The following is a 25,363-nucleotide window of genomic DNA, read 5'->3' as shown; positions in this document are numbered from 1 at the left end:
CGATGGGCAAGCTCGCGCTGGCAGCAAAAGTGACACACGTGCCGTCGTTATATTTGTCCGAGCTCGACGGTCCGCATAAGGGTTGCCGTCAGCCCGCGATCGACGGTCATCATGAAATCGGCCGGCGTTGCCGCGAGTTGGGTGTGGATACGATTGTCGTATTCGACGTGCATTGGCTCGTCAATAGCGAATACCACATCAATTGCGCGCCGAAGTTCGAAGGCGTCTACACGAGCAACGAACTGCCGCATTTCATCAAGAACATGCCGTATGCGTATCCCGGCAATGTCGGGCTCGGCAATCTGATCGCTGAAGTCGCCAACGAAATGGGCGTGAAAAGCCGCGCGCATAGCGAGACCACGCTCGAACTCGAATACGGCACGCTGGTGCCGATGCGCTATATGAATGGCGATCGGCATTTCAAGGCCGTGTCGGTTGCAGGCTGGTGCATGTGGCACCAGCTCGAAACCAGCGCCCGCTTTGGCCTCGCGGTGCGCAAGGCAATCGAAGAGCGCTACGACGGCACGGTCGCCATTCTCGCGAGCGGCTCGCTTAGCCACCACTTTGCCGACAACGGCACGGCTGAGCAATTCATGCACAGGGTGTGGAATCCTTTTCTCGAGCAGATGGACCGCCGCGTGGTCGAGTTATGGCAAGCCGGCGACTGGAAGACATTCTGCGCGATGCTGCCGCTCTACAACGAGAAATGTTGGGGCGAAGGCGGCATGCACGACACGGCGATGCTGCTTGGCGCGCTGGGTTGGGACCGCTATGACGGCAATGTGGAAGTCATCACGCCGTATTTCGGCAGTTCGGGAACCGGGCAGATCAATGCGATCTTTCCGGTCACGCCCCTGCCCGCGTGAATCAAAGCGTGAATCGAAAATGGAGGACTTGTCGTGCCGCATCTGACACTCGATTACAGCGCCAATCTCGCTGACAATGAAAGTATTGGCCGCCTCTGCAATACGCTCGCTCGATGCCTTGCCGAACAGCACGAGAACGGACAGCGCGTGTATCCGCTTGGCGGCATTCGCGTGCGCGCGCTGCGGTGCGAACACTATTGCATTGCCGATGGACGCGCCGACGCAGCGTTTTTACACGCCAACCTGAAGATCGCCACGGGACGCTCCGAAGCCACTAAAAAAGCAACTGGCGATGCGTTGTTCGCGCTCATCAAGCAGCACTTCGCCAACGAGTTTGAAGAGAGTGGGCTCGCGTTGTCGCTGGAGCTCAATGAATTCAGCGAAGCCGGCACCTGGAAACACAACAACCTCCACGCGCGGCTCAAAGCGCAGTAGCGAGCCGTGACACGCTCGTCGAGGCTCAATCGAGAACACATTATGTTAGACATCCAGACTATTCGCGAGCTCGCCGCGCAACTCGACCACGCGGAGAAGACGCGCACACAATTGCGCCACTTCTCCGCAAGCCATCCGCAGATGACTGTCGAGGACGGCTACGCGATCCAGCGCGAATGGGTAAAGCTCAAACTCGCTGAAGGGCACGTAATCAAAGGGCGCAAAATCGGCCTCACGTCACGCGCAATGCAGCGTTCTTCGCAGATCGACGAGCCTGACTATGCGCCGCTGCTCGACAGCATGTTTATCGAGAACGGTCAGGATATTCGCGCAGATCGTTTTATTGCGCCGCGTGTCGAAGTGGAACTGGCGTTCGTGTTGAGTAAGCCGCTCCAGGGTCCAGGCGTCACGCTGTTCGACGTACTCGACGCCACGGCGTACGTCACGCCCGCGGTGGAAATCATCGACGCGCGTATCGAGCAATTCGACCGCGAGACGCGCGCGCCGCGCAAGGTGTACGACACGATTTCCGACTTCGCGGCCAATGCGGGCGTGGTGCTCGGCGGGCGTCCTGTGCGTCCATTGGATGTCGATCTTCGCTGGGTCGGTGCACTGCTGTATAAAAACGGCGCCGTCGAGGAAAGCGGACTCGCGGCCGCCGTGCTGAATCATCCGGCCACGGGCGTTGCGTGGCTCGCGAACAAGATCGCCCCGTACGACGAAATGCTCAACGCGAACGACGTGATTCTGAGCGGCTCGTTCACGAGCCCGATTGCCGCCAGGGCGGGCGACACATTTCATGTCGACTATGGTCCGCTCGGCGGCATCGCTTTGAACTTCATTTGAGTGCGCCTATGTCCTTGCCGCAAAACCCATTCAAACGCGCGCTACGCGAAGGCACGCCGCAATTCGGCCTGTGGGCCGCGCTTGCCGACGCGTACGTGACCGAGTTGCTCGCGACCGCCGGCTTCGACTGGCTGCTGATCGACAACGAACACGCGCCTAACGACGTACGCAGTACGCTCGCGCAGTTGCAGGCCGTTGCAGCCTACGCGTCGCACCCGGTCGTGCGGCCGGTACGAAGCGACAGCGCCTTGATCAAGCAGCTGCTCGACGTCGGCGCCCAAACCCTACTGCTGCCGATGATCGACACCGCCGAACAGGCCGCCGATGCAGTCGCGGCAACGCGCTATCCGCCGCAAGGCATTCGCGGCGTGGGCAGTGCGTTGGCGCGCGCGTCGCGCTGGAACCGCGTGCCCGACTACCTGAATCGCGCTGCCGACGAACTGTGCGTGATCGTGCAAGCCGAAACGGTGCCGAGCATGCGGAATCTGCCGGCGATTGCCGCGGTGGATGGCATTGATGGCGTGTTTTTCGGCCCCTCCGATTTGGCCGCGTCGATGGGGCTGCTCGGCAAACCTGGCGATGCAAGCGTGCGCGAAGCGATTCGCGGCGGCATAGAAACCGTGCGGCGCGCGGGCAAGGCTGCAGGCGTGCTCGCGCCGGATCGCGCGATTGCCGGGGAATATCTCGCGGCAGGGGCTACGTTTGTGGCGGTCGGAACCGATACCGGCTTGTTGAGCCGCGCGGCGGCGGAACTGGCGGCGTCGTATAAGAACAGTGCCGGATTGCATGCCGCAGGGACGGGCGGATACTGAATGTCCGCTATGACAACACCGTGATATGCGATTGCCCAGAAGGCACAAACAGAGTAATTGCGCACTCCACCATCTACTACAGCGAATAACCCAGCGCATCGCGCGGTTAGATCTCGCTTACTCCCCCGCAGGCCACGGCAACCCTTGCGCGGACCAGTCCAACTCCACGCCGATCACGGAGCGCTCGTCTGCGAACTGCACGGCGAGCGTGACCGCAATGCACGGCCTGCCGCTGGCGAGAGAAAGATAAGGATTACTGGCGACTGCCACTCCCGGCAGCAGCACCGCATTGCGATAGTACGGCCGGTGGTCCCAGCGCGCGTCGCGCGGATTGGCCACCGGATGCAGCGACGCGCCATCCTTCACCCAAGCCGGGCCCGGCAGTTCTGGCCCGACCTGCCGCCCCGAATCGTCGAGAATAAAGCAGCTCACGCAACGCTCGAACGTCGCGAGAAGAGCAAACGCGCGCGTCATTTCGGCGCCCTCGCGCAACGCGTCCGCAGCCTCGAGCAACGCGAGCCGGCAAGGCTCCACCTCGGATTCGAACAACGCATGCTGATGCGCGCGGCCTTGCGCGATCACGTCGAAAGCATCGTCGATACGCAGGTGCACCGAACCCGGCGGCACGATCTCGGCCGCAGGGCGCCCCAGCAGATAGCCTTGCGCGAAGTCCACATTCGATTCGACCGCAAGTATCAACTCCTCTGTCGTCTCGACGCCCTCCACCACCACCAGCATGCCCGCCTGATGCAGCAGCGACACAAGCTTCGGCAGGATCGGCTGCCCGGTGCCGTGACCGGTTGCGCGTATCAGTTCGCCGTCGAGCTTGACGATGTCCGGACGAATGCGCAGCAGCCGGTCGAGGTTCGATTGGCCGGCGCCGAAATCGTCGACCGCAATCAGGAAACCGTGCTCGCGGTACGAGGCCGCCGCCCGCGACATCTCGTCGACGCTGCCGCCATGCGATTCGAGAATTTCGAGAATCACCTGCTCCGGCGCGAGCTCCACTCTTCGCACGATGGCGGCGAGTTCATCGGCATAGCCTTCGGCGACGAAGGTGGCCGGCAGAATGTTAAGAAAGAGCCAACCGTCCGCGGGCAGCAAGGCGCGCGCGTTGGCCAGATGCACGGCGTGGCTCGCGCGGTCGAGCACGCCCTCGTCGCTCGACGGCGTGGGCGCGAACAGCACGGCCGGCGGCAGCAGCGTGCCGTCGTCCAGTTCGCCGCGCAACAGCGCCTCGAAACCGACCTGCTTCTGATGCGACAGGCTGAAAAGCGGCTGAAAGTGCGAGGTCAGGTAATAGTCTTCCCATCTATGCCGCAAGCCGGCCGTGCCCGCCGCGCCACACGCGTCCTCGATCAGCAGTTGCAGCGGCGCGTCGGGTAGCGGGCGCTCGGCGCACACGCGGTTCCTGCCGGAATGCTTGGCGCGCAGCAAGGCTTCATCGGCACGATCAAGCAGCACCATGATGTTCTCGCCGACGCGGTGCTCAGCCACGCCGAAGCTCGCGGTCAGATTGCCGTCCGACCTCGGGAGCGCGGCAATCGCGCCGCGCAACCGCTCGGCGAGACTTAGCGCGCCCACAAGTCCTTCGCACGACAGCACCGCGAACTCCTCGCCGCCGATCCGGCTCACGCTGTCGGCGGGCGTGGTCCCTTCGAGCAGAATCTGCGCGACCTGACGCAACGCCAGGTCGCCCTCCGCATGACCGAAGCGGTCGTTCAGCGATTTGAAATTGTCGATGTCGAGAAAAATCGCGCTCACCTGGCCGCCATGCGCGACATCGGCGAGGCGTCGCTCCGCCTGCGCGACGAACGCACGGCGGTTCTGCAGGCCGGTCAGCGGATCGGTGGCGGCGAGCTGCGCGAGCTGGTCTTCGAGCAGAAAGTGATTGCGCCGGAACCAGTAAAAACCGAAGTGAAACACGACAGCCGTCGGCATGCCGATCGCCGCCACCCACATCCACACCACGACGTCGACGTCGGCCGTGCGCGGCGCGCCGAGCAGCAAGCCGACCGCCGTCGCATAGAAAAGCGCGCTGCCGACGAAGAAATGCGTCGGCGTGAGCCACAACGGCGCGGCGCAAACCGGTATGACGACCATCGCCGGCAAGCTCCACAACAGCGGCTGTTGCACGCCCGCCACGTTCAGCGCGAGGCCGACCACGAGCGTGAGCGAGAACGCCACGCCGATCGCGCCGAAGCTCCAGGTCGAGCGGGCGCGCGGAATGGCGAGCACCAGCAGGGCCAGCACCAGCGCGCAGCCGAGCCGGTATGCAAGCGGCTCCGCCGGCCCGCCGGCAAGGCCGCGCGCCGCCACCAGACAGAGAAAGGCGACGACAGTGAACGCCATGGTCACCGTCGAGAGCGGACGCTGATGTTCGAGCGAGCGCCGGTGAAAGCGCTCGCGCAGGCCGGCATCGGCGGATTGCTGCGGCAAGGTCAGGAGCATAGGGATGGCTAGGGCAGGTCCGGTCACTCTACCTATGTATATCGGCAAATATCTGACGAATGTTTAGCCCTTGCGAAATATACGGCAATTGCTACCTGGCGGCTTCTGCATGGGAAGGACGTTGGGGGCTACGTCACACGCCCGACACGCGCTTTTGCAGACGGCTACCGAGTATGTTAAAGATCATACGTTTAGCGCTGAGGAATATATTCCGGCTGCATTATGGCGCGCTGCATTTACAGAAAGACGGGGTTAGGAAAGGAAGCTAAAAGAACGGCCGAGACCTGCCGTTAATACGAAGTACGTACCGCCATCGCGCGTGACAGCGGACTGGCAGGTGTCGACGCCGCCCGGCACCCCGCGCCGGCTTTCCTCAGACAACGGTTTCGCGCGTATCGGACAGGTGACCGAAAGTGGCTAAAAGTTAACGTCTTAAGTAGACTGCTCCAAAGTGTGCGGAAGCGCCTGGTTAATGGCGGTAAAAATAACCTCGGTCCGCGTGCAATGCACGATTTAACGAACACCTTTCTCCTGCACCCGGTCGTCGGCATCTGCTTCATGCAGTTTCTTGCGACGGCCATTTTCCAGACAACATGGCTGCAATCCTCGATTACCTGCTGGACCGTCAACTGTCACCGCAATGGCGGGGCATGCTTTCCGCATTGGCCGCGGAGTTCGAGGCGCAGATCGGCCGCGATGAACTGCGTCAACTGATGCACCGCGTGGGCAGCCGCTTTGCGGCCTCGCATCCTTTGCCCGCGTGCGACTCGACGGCGGATCTCGCGCGCACCTTGAACGCGCGCTGGCGGGAAATCGATTGGGGCTATGTGGAGCTGGCGGACGAACGCGAGTCGCTACGCATCGTCCATTACTGCGCGCCGCTGCCGGCTTTCGGCAACAGCGCGCTCGCGTGGACGCCCGCTTTTCTGGAGGGCGCGTACCAGACGTGGTTGAGCGCGCTCGGCGCGCAGGGTCTGTCGGTCGTGCAGACAGGCGAATATGCGGACGATACGGCGCTCGAGTTCCGGCTCGGCCGTCACGCGGTGTGACATAACGACAGCGATAGAGCCAGGCGGTGCGCAGGACCGGTGCGCGCCAGCCAGTGGGCTGGGAACTGGTATTGGGATTGAGATCGGGTCTGCGGCGGCTGCGCATAAAGATTGGGTAACGCAGGTCATGACAAGAATGGCGGCATCATGAGTTCATCAAGCGACATCGAAAAGTTATTCGATCATTTCGGCGGCGATGCCAGCGCGTACCAGGAGATTGGTCGCGAGAACGAGGCGCATACGGCACGTACGCGTTGGCCGCTGCTCGTGACGCTGGACTTGCGGCAGCCGCCGATTCCCGCTATCGGGCCGCACGGGCAGACCAGCACGAGGCCGCAACCGGCCGACGGCGAGCCCGCCGCAGCAGCGCCAGCCGCCGATCGCCAGGATGCCGCGCCGAAAGACGCCGTCTCGGTCATGCGCGCGAAAGCGCCGCTTTTCACGCGATCGCCGCGGCGCGACATTCCACCGGTTATCGTCCCGGCGGCTGCGCCGGTCGTCCCGCGCGGCGCGGCGCGCTTCGGCGCTGCTGGTAGCAGCGGCACTGCCGCAACGCTACCGGCTTCCGGATCGGCGGACGCCGTGCCGCCGGTCGATGCGGCTGGTTTGGCGTCGGCTCCGGCAGAAGCAAAAGCAGGGGCATCGGCACACGTCCGTGCCCATGCCGGCCCCGCGAGTCCCGCGACGATGAAGGCGGTGACGCTTGCCGCCGCGCCCGCCGTAGCGCCGACGCACTCGCCGATGTCCGCGCCCGCGCCCGGATCTGTGCCAGCGTCGGCCGCCACGTCCGCATCCGCACCAATGTCAGCCCCCGCGTCCCCGCCGCAACAACAACCCTCGATCCTCGGCAAGCTCTTCAACCGCGAACCGGAACCCGCGCCCTCCCGCGCCGCCGGGCCGGCCGCGGAGCCCGTCGCGCTGCAGTCGCTCTTCGACCGCCTGCGCGGCACGCCGCACGGCACCGCCGCGCCGGCCCGCGCCGCCGAAGCCGCGGCGCCGAACTCGTGGCTCGTCAACGGCCCGCGTCGCTCATGAAAGTCATCGCGGTAGTGTCCGCCAAAGGCGGCGTCGGCAAGACGACCCTTGCCGCCAATCTCGCTTCCGTGCTGGCCGCGAGCGGCCGGCGCGTAATCGCGCTCGACCTCGATCCGCAGAACGCGCTGCGCCTGCACTTCGGCGTGCCGCTCGACAGCATCGACGGCGTCTCGCGCGCCACCTTGACAGGCGACGCATGGCAGTCGGTCATGTTCGACGGCGTCGACGGCGTGACGGTCCTGCCCTACGGCGCCGTGCTGGAGGAAGACCGCCGCCGCTTCGAAGCACATGTCGACCAGGACCCGCTGTGGCTCGCGCACGCGCTGCGGACCCTGCGGCTCGACGCGTCCGACGTGGTGATCGTCGACACGCCGCCGGGTTCGTCCGCGTATGTGCGCGCCGCGTTGTGCGCGGCCACCTTCGCGCTGAACGTGGTGCTGGCCGACGCGGCGTCATACGCGGCCATTCCGCAGATGGAGCGGCTGATTGAGACCTACGCGGCGCCGCGCGCGGAGTTCGGCGGCGTCGGCTACGTGGTGAACCAGATCGACCAGTCGCGCCAGTTGACCAAGGACGTGCTGAAGGTTCTGCGCCAGATGCTCGGCGACAGGCTGTTCCCCGGCGTGATCCATCTGGACGAAGGCGTGAGCGAAGCGCTTGCCTGCGACACCACGCTCATCCATTACGACCCGTTGAGCCAGGCCGCCGCCGACTTCCGCGCGTGCGGCTCGTGGCTCATGTCGGCGGTCGACGCCATCGCCGTCTCGCCGAGGAACGTCGCATGAGCACGCCGCAATCGGAGCCCATTGAAGCGGTGGAACCGTCGCGGCTCGAACGCCTTGTCGACGCGCGCTTCTGGAACAGCCGCATCGTCACCGCGCTGATCACGCTGTTTGCGCTCGTCACGCTCTACTTCGTCTTCACCGTGCCGCTCGCGTTCTACGAGCAACTGACGTTCGCCACCTGCTGCTTCATCACCGCGCTGCTGTTTCGCCGCATGCAAGGCCGTTACGCGACGATGGTCATGATCATGCTCTCGGTGGTCACCTCTGGCCGCTATATGTACTGGCGGCTCACCGCGACCACTTACTGGGAGCATCCGCTCGACGCCGCATGGGGTCTGCTGCTCGTGTCCGCCGAGGTCTATTCGACGCTCGTGCTGATGCTCGGCTACTTCCAGACCGCGTGGCCGCTCAAGCGCAAGCCGATGCCGCTGCCCGCCTCGCGCGACGCATGGCCGACCGTCGACGTCTTCATTCCCACGTACAACGAGCCGCTCTCGGTGGTGAAGCCGACCATCTACGCGGCGCTCGCGCTCGACTATCCGGCCGAAAAGCTGTCCATCCACGTGCTCGACGACGGCCGCCGTCCCGAGTTCAAGGCGTTCTGCGAGGAAGTCGGCGTCAACTGGACGATCCGCACGCACAACCGCCACGCGAAGGCCGGCAACATCAACGAGGCGCTCAAGATCACCAACGGCGAATACCTCGCCATTTTCGACTGCGATCACATTCCGACCCGCTCGTTCCTGCAAATCGGCCTCGGCTGGTTCCTGCGCGACAAGCTGCTGTCGATGCTGCAAACGCCGCATCACTTCTTTTCCGCCGACCCGTTCGAGCGCAACCTCGGCACCTTCCGCAAAGTGCCGAACGAAGGCGAGCTGTTCTACGGGCTCGTGCAGGACGGCAACGACCTGTGGAACGCCACGTTCTTCTGCGGTTCGTGCGCGCTCCTGCGCCGGAGCATGGTGGAAGAGATCGGCGGCATTGCAGTCGAAACCGTCACCGAGGACGCGCACACCGCGCTGAAGCTCCACCGGCTCGGCTACACCACCGCCTATCTGGCGATCCCGCAAGCCGCGGGGCTCGCCACCGAAAGCCTGTCCGGCCACATCGGCCAGCGCATCCGCTGGGCGCGCGGCATGACGCAGATTTTCCGCATCGACAATCCGCTCACCGGCAAGGGCCTGAAGTTCGGCCAGCGGCTGTGCTATCTGAACGCGATGATGCACTTCTTCTACGGCATCCCGCGTCTCGTGTTCCTGACGGCGCCGCTGTCGTATCTGTTCTTCGGCGCGCACGTGATCGAGGCCGCCGCGAGCACCATCGCGATCTACGCGCTGCCGCACATGATGCACGCGAGCGTCACCAATTCGCGCATGCAGCGCTCGTTCCGTCATTCGTTCTGGGCCGAGGTGTACGAGTCGGTGCTGGCGTCGTACATTACCGCGCCCACCCTGCTCGCGCTGATCAACCCGAAGCTCGGCAAGTTCAACGTGACGGCCAAGGGCGGTCAGATAGAGAAGAACTACTTTGACTGGGCGATCTCGCGGCCGTACCTGTTCCTGCTGTTGCTGAACCTGATCGGCTTCTGCGTGGGCATCGTGCATATCTACCTGAACTGGCACACGCGCAGCGTCGTGCAGACCACGCTGCTGAACCTGGGCTGGACGGTCTACAACATGCTGATTCTCGGCGCGAGCGTGGCCGCCGCGAGAGAGCGGCGGCAGATTCGCGCGGTGCACCGCGTCGCGATGGAAATGCCGGTGATGCTCAAGTTCTCGACGGGACGCACGCTCGCGTGCCGGACCATCGACTACTCGGAAGGCGGCGTGGGCGTTGCGCTGCCGGCAGCGATTCAGGTGCCGATGCACGAGCGCGTCACCGTATCGCTCTTTCGCGGCGACGAGGAATACGCGTTCCCCGCCACGGTCGGCTTCACGGCGCCGGGCCGCGTGGGCCTGCGCTTCTCGGCGATGACCCGCGAGCAGGAGTACGAGTTCGTGAAGACCACCTTTGCCCGCGCCGACGCCTGGACCGGCTGGGCCGAAGGACGTCAGCAGGACACTCCGCTGCGCGGCCTCACGCACGTGCTGACGGTCGGTGCGCGCGGCATCGCGGGGCTCTTCGAGCATCTTTACAGCGACTTGCGAAGCTCGCTGAAAAGCCGTCCGGTGGACGTCAAGAAGCTAAAAACCAAAGACTGATCTATGCGCAACAGGATGGCGAAGGGAAGCACCGAATGCTCGAAACACGAGCGCAATGACAGTCGCAGCGACACAGGGTTGCAGCTGCGCGGCGTGCAACGCCGCCGCGCCTCGCGCCTCGCGCGCGGCGTCGCCGGCTGGCTCGCGTTGCAGACCGCGCTTTCGGCGCCGCTCGCCTCGGTGGCCGAAGCGGCGGCCGCGGCCACCAATCTCACTACGAGCGCGGCCACGGGCACAGGCAACGTTGCGCCGCCGAGCCCCGCGGTGCCCTACGATTCCGCGATGATCGCCCAGGCGCCGCTGGCCACGCCGACGCCGGCACTCGCCGCATCCGCGGTCAAGGCGCTCGGCGTCACGGCGCCGACCACGGCCGAGCCGGGCACGCTGGTGCCGGGCGGCCGCCGCCAGACGCTCACGTTCGCCGACCTTGGCGCGCTCGACCCCCTGCAACTGCGCGGCACCGACGGCCAGAACGGCGTGGCGTTCTCCGTGCGCGGCGACGAAGTGGTGACCGGCGCGGTCCTGCATCTGGTCTATAGCTACTCGCCTGCGCTGCTGCCTAACATCTCGCAACTGAAGGTGCTGGTGAACGGCGAGGTTGCCGCCACGCTGCCGGTGCCGCGCGAGCAGGCCGGCATGATGGTCGCGCGCGACGTTTCGATCGATCCGCGCTTCGTCACCGAATTCAATCACCTGAACGTCCAGCTGATCGGCCATTACACGACGAACTGCGAAGACCCGGCGAACTCGTCGCTGTGGGCCACCGTCAGCAACGCAAGCTCGCTCGACCTGACGTACGCGTCGCTCGCCAGCAAGCCGGATCTGGCGGCCTTGCCGCAACCGTTCTTCGACCGCCGCGACGTGCGCCGCCTCGAATTGCCGTTCGTGTTTCCGCACAAGCCGAGCGCCGGCACGCTCGAAGCCGGCGGCATCGTGGCCTCGTGGTTCGGCGCACTCGCCGGCTATCGCGGCGCGGTTTTCCCGGCGCAGCAGGACAATGTGCCGCTGTCGGGCAACGCCGTGGTGTTCGCCACCGACGATCAGCGCCCTGCCGGCGTAAAGATTCCGCCGATCTCCGGCCCGACCGTGGCAGTGGTCGAGCGTGACGCGCCGGCGCGCGGCAAGCTGCTGCTCGTGCTGGGGCGCAGCGACGCCGAACTCAAGATCGCCGCGCGCGCGCTCGGCATCGGCCGGAACATGCTGACCGGACAAAGCGCGACCATCACGGGCCTGACCGAACTCGCGAAGCGCGCGCCGTACGACGCGCCGAACTGGTTGCCGACCAACCGCCCGGTCCGCTTCGGCGAACTCGCCGACGCGAGCGACCTGACCGTCTCCGGCTACGACGCCGACGCGGTCCACGTGAATCTGCGTGTGCCGCCCGACCTGTTCATGTGGCACACCAAGGGCGCGCCGATCGACCTGCGCTACCGCTACACACCGCGGCCGCTGCGTGACCGCTCGTCGCTGAATGTGAGCGTGAACAAGGGCTTCGTGCAGTCGCTGCCGATTCCGGCCGAGTCGAGTTCGATGTTCGAACTGAGCCGCTACTTCGCGCAGGTGCTGCCCGACAAAACCGCTGAGGCGCGCCGCACCGTGCATATTCCGCCGCTTCTGCTGACGCCGCGCGCGCAACTGCGTCTGCACTTCTACTACGACATTCCGAATACCGGCGAGTGTCACGGCCGGCTGCTGCAAAACGTGATCGGCGCGGTGGACCCGAACTCGACCATCGACCTGTCGTCGTTCCCGCACTACATGGCGCTGCCGGATCTGGCGGCGTTCGCCAACAGCGGCTTTCCGTTCACGCGCATGGCGGATCTGTCGGAAACCGCGGCGATCCTGCCGAACGACGCGGATTCGAGCGACTACAGCCTGTATCTGCTGACGATGGGCCGCATGGGCGCGTCGACCGGCTATCCGGTGGCGGGCGTGACCGTGGGCACGGCCGACGACGTCGACAAGTACGCCGACAAGGACCTGCTGATTTTCGGCGCGCCGGGCAAGCAGCCGCTCCTGCAACGCTGGGCGAAGTCGATGCCCTTCTCGAGCAACGGCGACTCGCACACCTTCCAGATCTCCGACATCGTTTTCAAGCTCGAGGACTGGTGGCACGGCGAACGCGGAGTGGAGCGCCTGCCCGCGCGCGCCGACCTGACGCTCGTGAGCTCGAATGGCGACGCACTCCTGACCGGCTTCGAATCGCCGCTCAAGAAGGGCCGCAGCGCGGTGGCGCTGATCAGCGCGGCCGGACAGTCGGACGCCGATCTGTCCGCAGCCCTGCTCGACGCCGACATGCTGCCGGAAATTCAAGGCGCGATGGCCGTGATTCACGGCCGCACGGTGACCATCGCCTCGAACGGCGAGGCTTATTATGTCGGCCATCTGTCGCCGCAGGAGTATCTGCGCTGGGCGCTCTCGTCGCATCCGCTCTTGCTGATGCTGGGCGGCGTACTCGCGGCGCTGATCATCGCCGGACTGTTCTACCGGATGCTGCGCTCGGTCGCGGCGCGCCGTTTGAAGGACTCACAGGACTGATATGCGGTTTCGAATCAACAGGAAACAGGGCCTCGCGCTGGCGCTCGGCCTGACGCTGGGACTCGCGGCATCGGCGAGCTTCGCGCGGCTCGTGAAGACCGCACAGCCGGCCGCCGCACCCGGCCCATGCGGCGACTGGAGCGGCTATCGCACTTTCGTCGAACGTTTCGTACAGGCCGACGGCCGCGTCATCGACTACTCGACGCCGGCTCAGCAGACCACCTCGGAAGGCCAGTCATACGGCCTCTTCTTGGCGCTCGTCGCGAACGATCGCGCGACCTTCGACCGGCTTCTGAACTGGACGCGCGCGAACCTCGCGGGCAATCAGTTCGATCCGCAGAACGTGCGCCTGCCGGCCTGGCAATGGGGCAGGAAAGCGGACGGCTCGTATGGCGTGCTCGATCCCAATTCCGCTTCCGACTCCGACTTGTGGATCGCCTACGACCTGCTGCAAGCCGGACGCCTGTGGCATGAGCCCGCTTACACGCAACTTGGTCAGGCGCTCGCGGCGCGCATTGCCCGCGATGAAATGACGAGCCTGCCGGGCATTGGTCCGATGCTGCTGCCGGGGCCGCAAGGCTTCAAGGACGGCGGCGTCACGCGCCTGAATCCGAGCTATCTGCCGCTGCCCGTGCTGCGCGCGCTCGCGCACGAGATTCCGAACGGCCCGTGGGCGAAGCTCGCGGAGAGCGCCTACAGATTCATCAAGACCACTTCGCCGCAAGGCTTCGCGCCGGACTGGGCAGCGTGGCAGAACGGCCAGTTCGTGGTCGATCCGACAAACGGCGACACCGGCAGCTACGACGCGATCCGCGTATATCTGTGGGCCGGCCTCGCGGCCCCCGCCGATCCGCTCGCGAAGCCGTGGCTCGCGGCGCTCGGCGGCATGCGCGCGCGAGTCGCGCAAAACGGCTTCCCGCCGGAGAAAGTGTCGTCGACGAGCGGCACTGCAAGCGGCGAAGGCCCACTCAGCTACTGGGGCGCGCTCGCGCCGTACTTCAAGGCGCAAGGCGACGCGCACGGCCTCGGCCTCGCGCGCACGCATCTGGCCGCGCTCGACGCGAGCGTGCCGGGCCGCGAACCGGTGTACTACGACAGGGTCCTGGGCTTGTTCGGCACGGGTTTCATCGACGGACGCTATCGCTTCGACGAAAGCGGCCGTCTCGTGCCGAGCTGGAGAAACGCATGCGACTGAGCGCTCTTGCAAGGTCGCTGCGCTTCGCGCTGAGCGTGCCGCTCGCCTGCTGCGTGGCCGCCGCCGCGCCCGACGCGTTGGCGCAGGCGTCCAAAGATCCGATGAGCGTGCTGATCGACCAGGGCAAGTACTGGCAGTCGCATCAGCGCGGCGACCTCGCCGAACAGGCGTGGCTCAAGGTACTGCGCATCGATCCGAAACAGCCCGACGCGCTGTTCGGCATGGGCATGGTGCTTGCCGACCGCAAGGACGGCGCGGGCGCGCAGCAATATCTGTCGCGTTTGAAGGCGGTCGCGCCCGACTACCCGCGTCTGGACGACCTCGGCCGGCGGCTCGGCGAATCGAGCCTGCGCGACCAGACGGTGAACGACGCGCGGCGGCTCGCGCAAAGCGGCCAAAGCGCGAGCGCGGTGCAGGAATATCAGCGGGCTTTGACCGGCAAGCCGGCCACGCCCGAATTGCAGCTCGAGTACTACCAGGCGCTCTCGGCCACGCCGCAAGGCTGGGACCAGGCGCGCCGGGGACTCGAACAGCTCGCGCGCGACAATCCCGACGATCCGCGTTACGCGCTCGCTTACGCGCAGCATCTGACCTATCGCGACGTCACGCGCCGCGACGGTATCGCGCGGCTGCAAAAGCTCGCGGGCGACAGCACAGTGGGCGCGTCGGCGAAAAAGAGCTGGCGCCAGGCGCTGCTCTGGCTCGACGCACGTCCGTCGGATGCCGCGTTGTACCAGGCCTACCTGCAAAGCGCCAGCGACGACGCCGCGGTCAAGGCGCGTTTCGATTCGATGGTGCAGCAGGACAGGGCGGCGCGCGAGCGCGCGCAGGAAAACGCCAGCGTGGACGCGCGCGGCCGCATGATTGCAGACGGTTTCGCCGCGCTCGATCACAACGACCCGGCTACCGCGCGCGCGAAGTTTTCGTCGGTGCTCGCCAATAGTCCGAACGACACCGACGCGCTTGGCGGCATGGGCATCGCCGCGCTGAAGCAGGAGCATTTCGCCGAAGCGCGCAACTACCTGGAGCGCGCGTCGCGCAACGGCAATCCGGCGCGCTGGAAAAGCGCGCTCGACAGCGCGACCTACTGGACCTACACGAGCGACGCGATCGGCGCGCGCAGCAACGGCGAGTTCGCGAAGGCGAAGTCTCTGTTCGAACGCGCGATCGCGCTGAACCCGTCCGACGTCACCGCGCAGGTGCTGCTCGGCGAAATGCTGCTCGCCAACCATGACGCGGCCGGCGCCGAACAGGCGTACCGGATGGCACTGCGCCGCCAGGCCGACAACCCCGATGCGATTCGCGGACTCGTCGGCGCCCTCGCCGCTCAAGGCCGCGGCGACGAGGCGCTGCAGTTCGCCAATCAGTTGAACGCGGAACAGCAGTCGAAGGCGGGCGGCATCAACCGTCTGCGAGGCGAAGCTCAAGCCGCGCAGGCGCGCGCCGCGGAAGCGCGCGGCGACCTGGGCAGCGCGCGCAGCCTCTTCGAAGACGCGCTGCTCAACACGCCCGACGACCCGTGGGTGCGCCTCGACCTCGCGCGCATCTACGTGCGCCAGGGCGCAGTCGCCAACGCGCGCAGCATGATGGACGGCCTGCTCGCCGCACATCCCGACATGACGGATGCGCTGTACGCGAGCGCGCTGCTGTCCGCGGAAACGCAGGACTGGTCGACCGGCCTCGCGCAACTCGAACGCATACCCGCGGCGCAACGCACCGACGCGATGGCGTCATTGCAGCATCGCCTGTGGGTGCATCAGCAGGCTGAGCTCGCGACCCGCATGGCGCGCGCCGGCCAGACGCAACAGGCGCTGGCGACGCTGCGCGCCGCCGAGCCTGTAGCCGGCAACAGTCCCGAACTGATCGGCGTGCTCGCGGCCGGCTACCAGCAGGCCGGCGACCCGAACCACGCGCTCTCTCTCGTGCGCGGCGCGATGAGCGCGGCGCCCGGCAACACCGATTTGCTGCTGCAATATGCGGGCATTCTCTCGGCGACGCAGCAGGAGTCGGAGCTCGGCATGGTGATGCGCCGGCTCGCGTCGATGCAGTTGACGCCGCAGCAGCGCACGGATTTCGGCAACCTGAATCTCGGCATCGTCATCAAGCAATGCGACCTGGTGCGTCAGCGCGGCGATCTCGCGAGCGCCTATGACGTGATCGCGCCGTGGCTCGCCGCGATGCCGGACAATCCCGATCTGCAAGCGGCGCTCGGCCGTCTGTATGCGACTGCCGGCGACGACCGCAACGCGCTCGAAAGCTATCGCGTCGCATTGCGGCGCAAGCCCGACGATCTCAGTCTGCTGCAGGCGGCCATTTCCGCTGCGTCGGGCGCGAAGCAGTTCAGCGACGCGGAATCGCTCGCGAAAGAGGCGTTGAAGGCGGCGCCCAACGATCCCGGAGTGCTCGCCACAGTCGGGCGCATGTATCGCGCGGAAGGCAAGCTGTCGCTTGCGTCGACGTATCTGCAACGATCGCTCGTCGCCGCGAACACGCCGCTGATGGCCAACGCGCCGCGCAGCGGCGCCGCGAGCAATGTGCCGCGCGGTTGGGAGACGGCGATGCGGCGTATCGGCGCGACGCCGCTGCCCGGCACCAATCCCTTCGAAGGAAAAACCGCGACGGTCGCGCCGACCGACGCCGATAACGCCGCGCTGGGCTTCAATGCTTCGGCGAATGCCGCGCGCGCTTCGCTTCCGTACTCGCAATCTTCATTGCCGACACAGACCGTGCCGAACTATCCGCCGCCCACGCAGCCCGCGCCGTATGTCGCTCCTTATGCGGCACCTGCTCAGCCGTATTTGCAGCCGGCCTTACAGCCGACTGCGCAGCCGTACATGCAGCCGTACACGCAGCCTTATGCGCCGAACGGCGTGTCGGCCCCGCTGCCGTCCAACGCGCCTCGCCAGGGCGCCGACACGGGCGGCTACGGTCAGGAGAGCAACGGTTCGAGCCAGTCCGGCGCGCCGTTGCAGCCCTACCCTGGACAGGGCCGCGAAGCAGGCTCGCCGCAGATGCCGGCTGCGACGCCTATGCAGCAGCCGTACAACCCGGCCTATGCGCAGCAGGCGCCGTATCCGCAGCAGGCGTATCCGCAGCAGCAGTACGGCACGCCGGACGGCTACGCGCCGACGCCGTGGCCCATGTCGCCCGCCGCGCGCGCGGCGCAGGCCAACGCAGGGACGACACAGCCTTACGGTGCGACGACGAATGGCGCGGCCAACGGCAGGCGCAGCACGAGCAAAAAGCAAAGCGCGTCGAAGAACAGCCGCAATGGAGCCGGTTACGCGCAGCAGCAGCCGTATAACGGGCAGCAGGGTTATGTGCAGCAGGGTTATGCGCAGCAGCCTTATCAGTCGTATCCGCAGCAACAGGCGTATGCGCAACAACAGGCGTATGCGCAACAACAGCCGTATCCGCAGCAGCAGTATGGTCAGCAGCCGTATCAACCCTATCCGCCGCAGCAGCAGGTCTACGGCAATCAGGGCTATTACGCGCAGCAGCAACCGTACATCCCGCAGCCGCCCACCGGCTACGCGCAAGCGTATTCCCCACAGCAGCCGGGCGCGAACTACGAACAGCCGAACGTCGCCAACGCGCAGACGCTCGGCGTGGCGGAGGAACTGGCGCAGGTCAATCGCGAGCAGGCGAGCACGATCTCGGCCGGCATCGTGTTTCGCAACCGCAGCGGCGAGGACGGCCTGTCCACGCTCACCGACATCGAGGCGCCAGTCCAGGGCCGCATCAAGGCGGGCAACGGCCATGTTGTCGTGACGGCGACGCCCGTCACGCTGGATGCGGGGACGGCCTCCGGCAACGTCTCGACGCTCGCGCGCTTCGGCGCTGGCCTGTCGAACAGCACGTCGGCTGCGGCGGCCGTGGCGGGCACCAATAACTATGGCAGCCAGACCGCGAGCGGCGTCGGGCTCTCGGTCGGCTACGAAGGCCGCTCGCTGTCCGGCGATATCGGTGTGACGCCGATCGGCTTTCGCGAAACCAACATTGTCGGGGGCGCGCAGTACAACGGCGGCATCAGCGACAAGGTGTCGTACTCGCTGGCCGTCGCACGGCGCGCGGTGACCGACAGCCTGCTGTCGTACGCGGGCACGCGCGACGCGGCGTCCGGCCTCGAATGGGGCGGCGTCACGTCGACGGGCGGCCTCGCGAGCCTCGCATGGGACGACGGCACCAACGGTCTGTATGTGAACGCCGCGTACCAGTACTACCAGGGCCACAATGTCGCGAGCAACAACGCCGTGAAGGGCGGCGGCGGCATCTATACGCGCGTCTTCAAGGATGCGGATCAGACGCTGACCGTCGGCGTGAATACGACGCTCATGCGTTACAACAAGAACCTGTCGTACTTCACGTATGGCCAGGGCGGTTACTTCAGCCCGCAACAATACGTGATCCTGAATTTGCCCATCGAATGGACCGGCCGCAACGGCGCCTTTACTTATGACGTGAAAGGCTCGATCGGCGTGCAGCATTACCGCCAGGACGCGTCGAACTACTTCCCGCTCGGCGACTCGGGCGGCTTGCAAGCGGCCGCGGCGGCGAACGCCACGCTGATCGGCAATAGCGTCGACAGCAACGCCCAGTACCCTGGGCAGAGCAAGACCGGCGTCTCGTATTCGCTCAGCGCGGTGGGCGAATATCAACTCGCGCCGCAACTGGCGTTCGGGGCAACGGCTTCGCTTGGCAATGCTTATCAATATCGCGAGTGGCTTGCCGCCGTCTACATGCGCTACAGCTTCACGAAACAGACCGGCCTCCAACCGTTCCCGCCGACGCCGCTCACCTCGCCTTATCTGTCGCTGTCCAACTAGCGGAAGAAGGCGCGCTGCGCCTTCGTCGCTTGTCAGCACGTTCAGGGTTATCGCGCGACCTTCCGACCCGCGGATACGCGCGCGCAACGTGCCATCAGCAGGAACTGCCCCGTATCTTCCGAAGGATCGTGTAAGCCGCGCGCAGCGTTTATTGCCGCTTGTGAGAGCATGCGCGACCCGCACAGGTAAAAGTTGCGCGCATCAAGGTGCGTGCGCAACGAATCCGCGTCCATCGCGTATCGGCCCTTTACGCGGACAATGTGAACCGGCAGACTGGAGACCCATTCATCAACGCGATCTCCGTGGAGCGCAGCATGCCATTTCCGGCACAAGATCACGGCTGTTCGGGCTGGAGCGGCGAGATGGCGCGGCGCATCAGTGAATTCGACTGGTCGGCAACCGGCATCGGCGCGATTGCGGATTGGCCCCGCAGCCTGACCGCCACGGTGCAGTTGCTGCTTGCTTCGCCGGTGCCGCTCGTGCTGCTGTGGGGCAAATCCGGCTACATGATCTACAACGACGCGTATGCCGTTTTCGCAGGCGGGCGGCATCCGTATCTGCTGGGATGCCCTGTCGAAATAGGCTGGCCCGAGGTCGCGGAATTCAATCGTCATGTAATGGAGACCTGTCTTGGCGGCGGCACGCTCTCGTATCGCGACAAGGAACTCGTGCTGCTGCGCGAAGGCAAGCCCGAGGACGTGTGGATGGACCTGTACTACAGCCCGGTCGCCGACGACAGCGGCGCGCCCGCGGGCGTAATCGCCGTCGTGGTCGAAACTACCGAGCGTGTGCTCACCGAACGCTGGCGCCAACGCGCCGAAGCGGATCTGCACGAGACCAACGAACGCCTGCAACTTGCGCTCAATACCGGCGCCGTGCTCGGCACATGCGTCGCCGACATGCAGACCGGCAAGATCACCGGCGACGAGCGTTTTGCCCGCACCTTTTCCTTCTCGGTGGAAGAAGCCGCCCATGGCGTCGATCACAGCGCCGCGACGCGAGTAATTCATCCAGACGATCAGTCGCTGCTCGAACATATGCGGACCCAGGCACTGCAACCAGGCAGGCCGTTTCGCGCGGAGTACCGCATTCGCCGGCCTGACGGGGAGTACGTGTGGGTGCAGGCAAACGGCCAGTGCGAGTTCGACGAACACGGTCAGCCCACCCGCTTTCCGGCTGTGCTGATCGACATCCACGAGCGCAAGATCGCCGAGCAGTCGCTGCGCCAGTTGACCGAAACGCTCGAACAGCGCGTCGCCGATGCGGTCGCCGCACGCGCGCTGGCCGAAGAGCAACTGCGTCAGGCGCAGAAGATGGAAGCGATCGGCAGCCTCACAGGCGGCGTCGCGCACGACTTCAACAACGTGCTGCAAGTGATCAACGGCAATCTGCAGATGATGGCCGCCGAGGCAGACAACAATCCGGTCACTCTGCGCCGTTTGTCGGCGGCCACGAATGCGGTGAAGCGCGGCGCGAAACTCGCCTCGCATCTGCTCGCGTTCGCGCGGCGCCAGCCGCTCTCGCCCACCGTGCTCAACCCGCGCCGCCTGCTTGCCGGCATGAGCGAGATGCTGCATCGCGCGCTCGGTGAAACCGTGCGGATCGAAACGATATTGAGCGACGAGCTGTGGCACGTGCAGGTCGACCGCAACCAGCTCGAAAATGCACTGCTCAACCTCGCAATCAATGCGCGCGACGCGATGAAAGCAGACGGCACGCTCACCGTATGCGCCGCAAACCGCGTGCTCGACGCGGCTTTTTGCAGCGACAAGCCGGAGCTTGCGCCAGGAGAATACGTGGTGTTTTCGGTCACGGACACGGGCGCGGGCATGCCGCCCGAGGTGCTTGAACACGCGTTCGAACCGTTCTTCACGACCAAACCGCACGGGCATGGAACGGGCCTTGGCCTGAGCATGGTGTTTGGCTTCGTCAGGCAAAGCGGCGGGCATACGGTGATCGAAAGCGAGGTGGGGCATGGCACGACGGTGTCGCTGTTTTTCCCGCGCTGTGGCGAACCGGAAACCGCTGAAGCCGCCGACGAAACCAGCGCGCCCGTGGGCGGCGGCGAAACGGTGCTCGTGGTCGAGGACGATGCCGACGTGCGTCTGACCGCCGTCGAAATCCTCGTGCAGCTCGGCTATAAGGTGCTGACTGCATCGAGCGGCGACGTGGCGCTGGACTTCATTCATAGCGACGTGCCGATCGACCTGTTGTTCACCGACGTGGTGATGCCCGGCAAGATAAAGAGCGTCGAACTGGCGCGGCGTGCCGCGGCGCGCTCGCCGGCGGTGCCGACGCTGTTCACTTCCGGCTATACGCGCGACGAAATTGTCCACCACGGCAAGCTCGACGCCGGCATCACGCTGTTGTCCAAACCATATCGTCGTGACGATCTCGCGGGCAAGGTGCGCAGCGTGCTGCGCGCCGCGCGTGCGCCGGCTGCCGGTGCCGCGTCTGTCGGCAAGATGACCGACAGGCAAATCGCTGCATGCGTGCCGAGCGTCGCGTACGACCCGCCGGGAGGTGATATGACGGGGGGCGAAGTGCCGGGCAAGCGCGAGCTTCAGTTCGACGCCGCCCCCCAGGCAGCGCCGACGCGCGTGCCGGCCCATGTGCTGCTCGTCGAAGACGACGCCGATTCCCGCGACGCGCTGAGCCTTCTGCTGGGCGCGCTAGGGCTCGACTGCACGCCGGTCGGCAGCGCCGAAGAAGCCCTGCCGCTGGTGTCGGCGCAACGCTACGACGTCCTCTGCACGGACATCACGCTACCCGGTATGTCGGGCGACAACCTCGCGCGCGCGGTGCTGCAGGTGCAGCCGGACATGCACGTCCTGCTGGTATCCGGCTATGGCGCGCATGCTTCTATCGGCGAGAGCATTCCTGGCGCGCGGATCCTGGGTAAACCGTTCGGCCTCGCGCAGTTGCGGCACGAATTCGCGCGCTGGCTCGATCCAATCGAAGCCGCGTCGTGACGCTGCACGCCACCATTCCGGGCATGCGCTTTTAGCACCGTTGCCCGGAATGCGGCATATATTGGTTTACATCGGTGCAATCACACGCGGCGCAAAATGCGTTGCACGTGCGGCCCCTGGTATGATGCCGGGCGCGCGCTTCATGTTGCCGCTGTGCCATTGTTTCCGCCGTTGCCGTCGTTGCGGCAGTTGCTGTCGTTGCCGTAGCTGCCGCGGTTGCCATTGTTGCCGTTGAATGCGCGCCTTCCTCCGCCGCATTTTTGTCACGAGATCCATCATGACTGCCCAACACGATCCAGCCTCCGCCGCGAGCCCGAGTCCCGCGAAGCCCAGGCGCAAAGAGGTGTCCATCACGGTGCGCAATGTTCTGATGGTAGCCGTCGGAGTAATCGTCTTCGCGATCGTCGCCGGGGTGGTGCTGTACCAGCCGATTGCCTATGGCGACCAGATTCCGAACTTCGGCATCATCCTGATGCTGACCGTGCCGGTGATTGCCGGCGTGGCGTTCCGCGTGGGACTGGATGCGTGGCTCGATCGCCAGTGAGGTTTGTGCCCCCACAATTAGCCGGCTCGCGCCGGCAGCACCACCCACACCTCCAGTCCGCCGCCTTCGCGGGCATGAAACTCCACCCTGCCGCCGTGCAGCCGCGCGATCCGTTCGACGATCGCGAGCCCCAGCCCCGTGCCGCCGCTATGCGAGCGCGCATTGCGGCCGCGCTGGAACGGCGCCTTGAGCAGTTCGAGTTCTTCCGCCGATAAGCCCTTGCCCCGGTCGCCGACCGCCACATACACGAGATCGGCGCTCGCCCAGCTGCGCACCGCGAGCCCGCTGCCGCCGTAGACGATGGCGTTCTGCATCAGGTTCATCAGGAGCCGCATCATGCTCACCGGCCGATAGTCGACGAGCGGCAGGCGCGCGAGCGACAACTCGAACTCATGACCGAGCCCCGCGAAATCACCGGCAAGCCGCTCGATCAGCGCATTCAGATCGCCAGGCTCGGCAGGCTCGCGCTCGCCGCTGCCGGCGTAATCCATGAACTGCTGCAAGATGGTTTCGATCTGGTCGAGATACGACTCCGCTGCCACCACGAAACTGCTGTCGCTGTTCTCGGGCATCGCCATCGAAAGGCGCAGTTTGGTAAGCGGCGTGCGAATGTCGTGCGAAATGCCGGCGAGCATCAGCGCGCGCGTGGCCTCCGCTTGCTTTAGCGCCTTCGTCATCTGGTTGAACGCGCTGCTCACCGCGGCGATTTCGATGGGCCCGTCGGTCGGCAGCGGCGGCGGCGTTTCACCGGCACTCAGGCGCCGCGCCGAATGGGTCAGTTCCTGAAGCGGCCGGTTCAGATGAAGCTGGATCGCATAGCCGGTCAAGGCCGCGAGCGCGGCCAGACCAAGCGACAGCAGGATGGCGGCGTCCAGCCCATTGCCCTGCGCGTCCTCGGGAATCGGCAGCGCGATCCAGTAAGGCGCGGAAGCCGCCGCGCCGCCCGGGGCAGCGGCAGGCGCGTGCATGCGAATCCACAGCCTCTGCCCGCCCCCCGTTTGCCAGCGCGTTTCCATGTCGGCGGGAAGATGCGCGCGCAAGCTTTCGAGGAACACGTTGCGCTGGTAAGTGCGATATGCGCGCATCAAGCTCGGCGGCGGCTCGGTTTGCGCACTGTCGGGAAGCTGCGCATGTACGTCGAGCCGCGCGGTCAGCGCGTCGCGTGCGCCGTTGGGCGTGGTCTGCAACAGATCGTCGAGCGTCGTCACGTAGGTGGCGAACACAGCAGCCGCCCGCTCCACGCGAGGCCGCTGCACATAATGCAGCAGCACACCAAGCGAGCATACCTGGCTCAACACGACGAGCGCGATCAGCAACGCGATATTGCGCGCGAGCAACGTGCGCGGCAGCAGGTTTCGCAACAGCGGGCGCCTCATCAGTCGACGTCCGCGATCAGCATGTAACCAACGCCCCATACGGTCTTGATGAAGCGCGGCTTGGACGGATCGTCCTCGATGATTTGCCGCAGGCGCAGCACTTGCACGTCGATGCTGCGATCGAGCGCGTCATGATCGCGGCCTCGCGCCCGCGCGAGCAGATTGTCGCGGCTCACCGGCCGGTTCGGCGACGACGCGAGCGCGACGAGCAGCAGCATCTGCGCCGAATGAATGTCGAGCAGCGCACCGCCACGCGTGAGCTGCTGCTTGCCGACATCGAGCGTGAAATCGCCGAAGCGCACACATTGAGAAGTGACCGTGACATCGCCGGAAGCGATTTTCTGGCGCCGCAACAGCGCGTTGATTCGCGCGACCAGTTCGCGCGGCAGGAACGGCTTGGCGAGGTAGTCATCGGCGCCGGTTTCCAGACCGAGCACCTTGTCGAGCGGATCGCCCTTCGCGGTCAGCATGAGGATCGGCAAAGTCTGGCCTTGCGCGCGCAGCCGCGAGCAGATAGCGAGTCCGTCTTCTTCGCCGATCATCAGATCGAGCACCAGCAGGTCGAACGGTTCACGCTCGAGATAGCGGTCGAGCCGCTTGCTGTCTTCTGCGACCCGCACGTCGAAGCCGTGCCCGCGCAAGAAACGCTGCAGCATGTTGCGCAGCTCGATTTCGTCGTCGAGCACGATGATTTTTGCGGGCCGGTCCATGCGAAAGCTCCCTGTTTCAGGCTTCCTTCTGCGCCTTGCGCGCGGTATGCCGTTCGGCAATGCGCTGCAACAGCACGTAGAACGACACTGCCGCAAGCGCCGCAATTCCCTGGTTTTGCGCGAGCGCGTCACCAGGCTGCGTGAAGTCCGGTCCGACGCTCACGCAAGCGGCGAGCGCGGCGCTCACCGACACGACGATCGATGCACGCGCAAGACGCAAACGGCGGGACGTGGCAGGTTTCATCGCACGTGTGGGGCGAGAGGGGCTGGGTGAGTGATCCGATGAATACGAGGTTCGTGGCGGTGCCCGGGTGCTGCAAGCGCCCGCGAGGTGCGCCGCTCAGCGCATCGCGGCGCGTTCGCGCATGTAGTTTTCGATCTGCGGCAGCGTGACGTAGCCGGCCTTTTGCGTGTCGATCTCGTCGAAGTGGCTTGCGACCATCGGCATGCCGGCCGCGGCCTGCTCTTTGGTGAGCTTGCCGTCATGCGTGGTGTTGGAGTTCGCAAAACGCGACTGGAGCTGCTGAACCATGCGCTCGACGCGCTGCGGATTGGCGCCTTGAGGTGCAGCCTGAGCGAACGTGACGGTGGACGCGCAGCACAACAGAACGGCAGCGAGCAATTTTTTCATGACCGACTCCTTGCATAGAACCACCGAGCGTCGCCTGCGTGTGCCGCGATCCGTTCAATGACAGGTCGAATTCTTGTGGAACCGCTGCTGC

18 protein-coding genes are annotated in these 25,363 nt (G+C 65.6%); 13 read left to right on the top strand and 5 right to left on the bottom strand.

What is annotated here, in order from left to right:
- The first annotated feature begins 2 nt into the window (after positions 1-2).
- Genes hpaD through hpaI form a run of 4 tightly spaced genes read left to right on the top strand, consistent with a single transcriptional unit; the run spans position 3 to position 2,959 of the window.
- Positions 3-866 (top strand): 3,4-dihydroxyphenylacetate 2,3-dioxygenase, encoded by an 864-nt coding sequence (hpaD, locus tag A3AC_RS0115615; protein ID WP_025599940.1) that lies wholly within the window; start codon positions 3-5, stop codon positions 864-866.
- A 33-nt stretch (positions 867-899) separates the two neighbouring features.
- Entirely contained in the window at positions 900-1,301 is a 402-nt protein-coding gene (locus A3AC_RS0115610; protein WP_025599939.1) for a 5-carboxymethyl-2-hydroxymuconate Delta-isomerase, read from the top strand.
- Positions 1,302-1,343: 42 nt separating this feature from the next.
- A complete protein-coding gene (gene hpaH, locus A3AC_RS0115605) occupies positions 1,344-2,147 on the top strand; it encodes a 2-oxo-hept-4-ene-1,7-dioate hydratase (RefSeq protein ID WP_025599937.1) in 804 nt (267 codons plus the stop codon).
- Between the two features lie 8 nt (positions 2,148-2,155).
- Positions 2,156-2,959: a 4-hydroxy-2-oxoheptanedioate aldolase gene (gene hpaI, locus A3AC_RS0115600; protein WP_025599936.1), complete on the top strand. Its 804-nt coding sequence runs from the start codon at positions 2,156-2,158 to the stop codon at positions 2,957-2,959.
- A gap of 117 nt (positions 2,960-3,076) precedes the next feature.
- Here hpaI and A3AC_RS0115595 read toward each other — a convergent pair whose 3' ends face one another.
- Positions 3,077-5,410 carry a bifunctional diguanylate cyclase/phosphodiesterase gene (locus A3AC_RS0115595; RefSeq protein WP_025599935.1) on the bottom strand — a complete coding sequence of 778 codons (2,334 nt, stop codon included), beginning with the start codon at positions 5,408-5,410 and terminating at the stop codon, positions 3,077-3,079.
- A gap of 593 nt (positions 5,411-6,003) precedes the next feature.
- Between A3AC_RS0115595 and bcsD the strand changes: the two genes are divergently transcribed.
- The 9 genes from bcsD (at position 6,004) to A3AC_RS0115545 (ending at position 22,555) form a co-directional block, all read left to right on the top strand.
- Positions 6,004-6,459 (top strand): cellulose biosynthesis protein BcsD, encoded by a 456-nt coding sequence (gene bcsD / locus A3AC_RS0115590; RefSeq protein WP_025599933.1) that lies wholly within the window; start codon positions 6,004-6,006, stop codon positions 6,457-6,459.
- 147 nt (positions 6,460-6,606) lie between these two features.
- Entirely contained in the window at positions 6,607-7,494 is an 888-nt protein-coding gene (bcsP, locus tag A3AC_RS0115585; RefSeq protein ID WP_025599932.1) for a cellulose biosynthesis protein BcsP, read from the top strand.
- Positions 7,491-8,279 (top strand): cellulose biosynthesis protein BcsQ, encoded by a 789-nt coding sequence (gene bcsQ, locus A3AC_RS0115580; protein WP_025599931.1) that lies wholly within the window; start codon positions 7,491-7,493, stop codon positions 8,277-8,279. The genes bcsP and bcsQ overlap by 4 nt, the downstream gene beginning before the upstream one ends.
- On the top strand, positions 8,276-10,480 hold the full coding sequence (gene bcsA / locus A3AC_RS0115575) for a UDP-forming cellulose synthase catalytic subunit (RefSeq protein ID WP_025599930.1): 2,205 nt from the start codon (positions 8,276-8,278) through the stop codon (positions 10,478-10,480). Before bcsQ ends, bcsA begins: the two co-directional genes overlap by 4 nt.
- A gap of 3 nt (positions 10,481-10,483) precedes the next feature.
- The gene (gene bcsB, locus A3AC_RS0115570; RefSeq protein WP_025599929.1) at positions 10,484-13,018 is read left to right on the top strand and encodes a cellulose biosynthesis cyclic di-GMP-binding regulatory protein BcsB; all 2,535 of its coding nucleotides are present in this window, start codon (positions 10,484-10,486) and stop codon (positions 13,016-13,018) included.
- 1 nt (position 13,019) lies between these two features.
- On the top strand, positions 13,020-14,213 hold the full coding sequence (gene bcsZ / locus A3AC_RS0115565) for a cellulose synthase complex periplasmic endoglucanase BcsZ (protein ID WP_025599928.1): 1,194 nt from the start codon (positions 13,020-13,022) through the stop codon (positions 14,211-14,213).
- Complete coding sequence (locus A3AC_RS0115560; RefSeq protein ID WP_025599926.1) at positions 14,204-19,039, top strand: cellulose synthase subunit BcsC-related outer membrane protein; 4,836 nt, start codon at positions 14,204-14,206, stop codon at positions 19,037-19,039. The genes bcsZ and A3AC_RS0115560 overlap by 10 nt, the downstream gene beginning before the upstream one ends.
- A 314-nt stretch (positions 19,040-19,353) precedes the next feature.
- Positions 19,354-22,011 carry a response regulator gene (locus A3AC_RS0115550; RefSeq protein WP_025599924.1) on the top strand — a complete coding sequence of 886 codons (2,658 nt, stop codon included), beginning with the start codon at positions 19,354-19,356 and terminating at the stop codon, positions 22,009-22,011.
- A 277-nt stretch (positions 22,012-22,288) separates the two neighbouring features.
- Positions 22,289-22,555 carry a hypothetical protein gene (locus tag A3AC_RS0115545; RefSeq protein ID WP_025599922.1) on the top strand — a complete coding sequence of 89 codons (267 nt, stop codon included), beginning with the start codon at positions 22,289-22,291 and terminating at the stop codon, positions 22,553-22,555.
- 17 nt (positions 22,556-22,572) lie between these two features.
- On the opposite strand, the gene A3AC_RS0115540 is transcribed toward A3AC_RS0115545, so the two are convergent.
- The 4 genes from A3AC_RS0115540 to A3AC_RS0115525 form a co-directional block, all read right to left on the bottom strand.
- A complete protein-coding gene (locus A3AC_RS0115540) occupies positions 22,573-23,931 on the bottom strand; it encodes an ATP-binding protein (protein ID WP_025599921.1) in 1,359 nt (452 codons plus the stop codon).
- Positions 23,931-24,641: a response regulator gene (locus A3AC_RS0115535; RefSeq protein WP_025599919.1), complete on the bottom strand. Its 711-nt coding sequence runs from the start codon at positions 24,639-24,641 to the stop codon at positions 23,931-23,933. The genes A3AC_RS0115540 and A3AC_RS0115535 overlap by 1 nt, the downstream gene beginning before the upstream one ends.
- 16 nt (positions 24,642-24,657) lie before the next feature.
- Positions 24,658-24,885, bottom strand: a complete 228-nt coding sequence (locus A3AC_RS0115530; RefSeq protein WP_025599918.1) for a hypothetical protein — start codon at positions 24,883-24,885, stop codon at positions 24,658-24,660.
- Positions 24,886-24,981: 96 nt separating this feature from the next.
- A complete protein-coding gene (locus tag A3AC_RS0115525) occupies positions 24,982-25,272 on the bottom strand; it encodes a hypothetical protein (RefSeq protein WP_025599917.1) in 291 nt (96 codons plus the stop codon).
- Positions 25,273-25,363 lie beyond the last annotated feature (91 nt).

The sequence above is a fragment of the Burkholderia sp. WSM2230 genome, assembly GCF_000472445.1.
Taxonomy (GTDB): domain Bacteria; phylum Pseudomonadota; class Gammaproteobacteria; order Burkholderiales; family Burkholderiaceae; genus Paraburkholderia.
Note: the sequence above shows the minus strand (reverse complement) of the source record. Positions and strands in the feature narration are given on the sequence as shown.

Bases quoted from the DNA above. Each gene is read 5' to 3' on its own strand.
- bcsP (WP_025599932.1), top strand. From the start codon at position 6,607: ATGAGTTCATCAAGCGACATCGAAAAGTTATTCGATCATTTCGGCGGC.
- A3AC_RS0115535 (WP_025599919.1), bottom strand. From the start codon at position 24,641: ATGGACCGGCCCGCAAAAATCATCGTGCTCGACGACGAAATCGAGCTG.
- hpaI (WP_025599936.1), top strand. From the start codon at position 2,156: ATGTCCTTGCCGCAAAACCCATTCAAACGCGCGCTACGCGAAGGCACG.
- A3AC_RS0115545 (WP_025599922.1), top strand. From the start codon at position 22,289: ATGACTGCCCAACACGATCCAGCCTCCGCCGCGAGCCCGAGTCCCGCG.
- bcsD (WP_025599933.1), top strand. From the start codon at position 6,004: ATGGCTGCAATCCTCGATTACCTGCTGGACCGTCAACTGTCACCGCAA.
- A3AC_RS0115525 (WP_025599917.1), bottom strand. From the start codon at position 25,272: ATGAAAAAATTGCTCGCTGCCGTTCTGTTGTGCTGCGCGTCCACCGTC.
- A3AC_RS0115560 (WP_025599926.1), top strand. From the start codon at position 14,204: ATGCGACTGAGCGCTCTTGCAAGGTCGCTGCGCTTCGCGCTGAGCGTG.
- A3AC_RS0115550 (WP_025599924.1), top strand. From the start codon at position 19,354: ATGCCATTTCCGGCACAAGATCACGGCTGTTCGGGCTGGAGCGGCGAG.
- A3AC_RS0115595 (WP_025599935.1), bottom strand. From the start codon at position 5,410: ATGCTCCTGACCTTGCCGCAGCAATCCGCCGATGCCGGCCTGCGCGAG.
- A3AC_RS0115530 (WP_025599918.1), bottom strand. From the start codon at position 24,885: ATGAAACCTGCCACGTCCCGCCGTTTGCGTCTTGCGCGTGCATCGATC.
- bcsB (WP_025599929.1), top strand. From the start codon at position 10,484: ATGCGCAACAGGATGGCGAAGGGAAGCACCGAATGCTCGAAACACGAG.
- hpaD (WP_025599940.1), top strand. From the start codon at position 3: ATGGGCAAGCTCGCGCTGGCAGCAAAAGTGACACACGTGCCGTCGTTA.
- bcsA (WP_025599930.1), top strand. From the start codon at position 8,276: ATGAGCACGCCGCAATCGGAGCCCATTGAAGCGGTGGAACCGTCGCGG.
- bcsQ (WP_025599931.1), top strand. From the start codon at position 7,491: ATGAAAGTCATCGCGGTAGTGTCCGCCAAAGGCGGCGTCGGCAAGACG.
- hpaH (WP_025599937.1), top strand. From the start codon at position 1,344: ATGTTAGACATCCAGACTATTCGCGAGCTCGCCGCGCAACTCGACCAC.
- A3AC_RS0115540 (WP_025599921.1), bottom strand. From the start codon at position 23,931: ATGAGGCGCCCGCTGTTGCGAAACCTGCTGCCGCGCACGTTGCTCGCG.
- bcsZ (WP_025599928.1), top strand. From the start codon at position 13,020: ATGCGGTTTCGAATCAACAGGAAACAGGGCCTCGCGCTGGCGCTCGGC.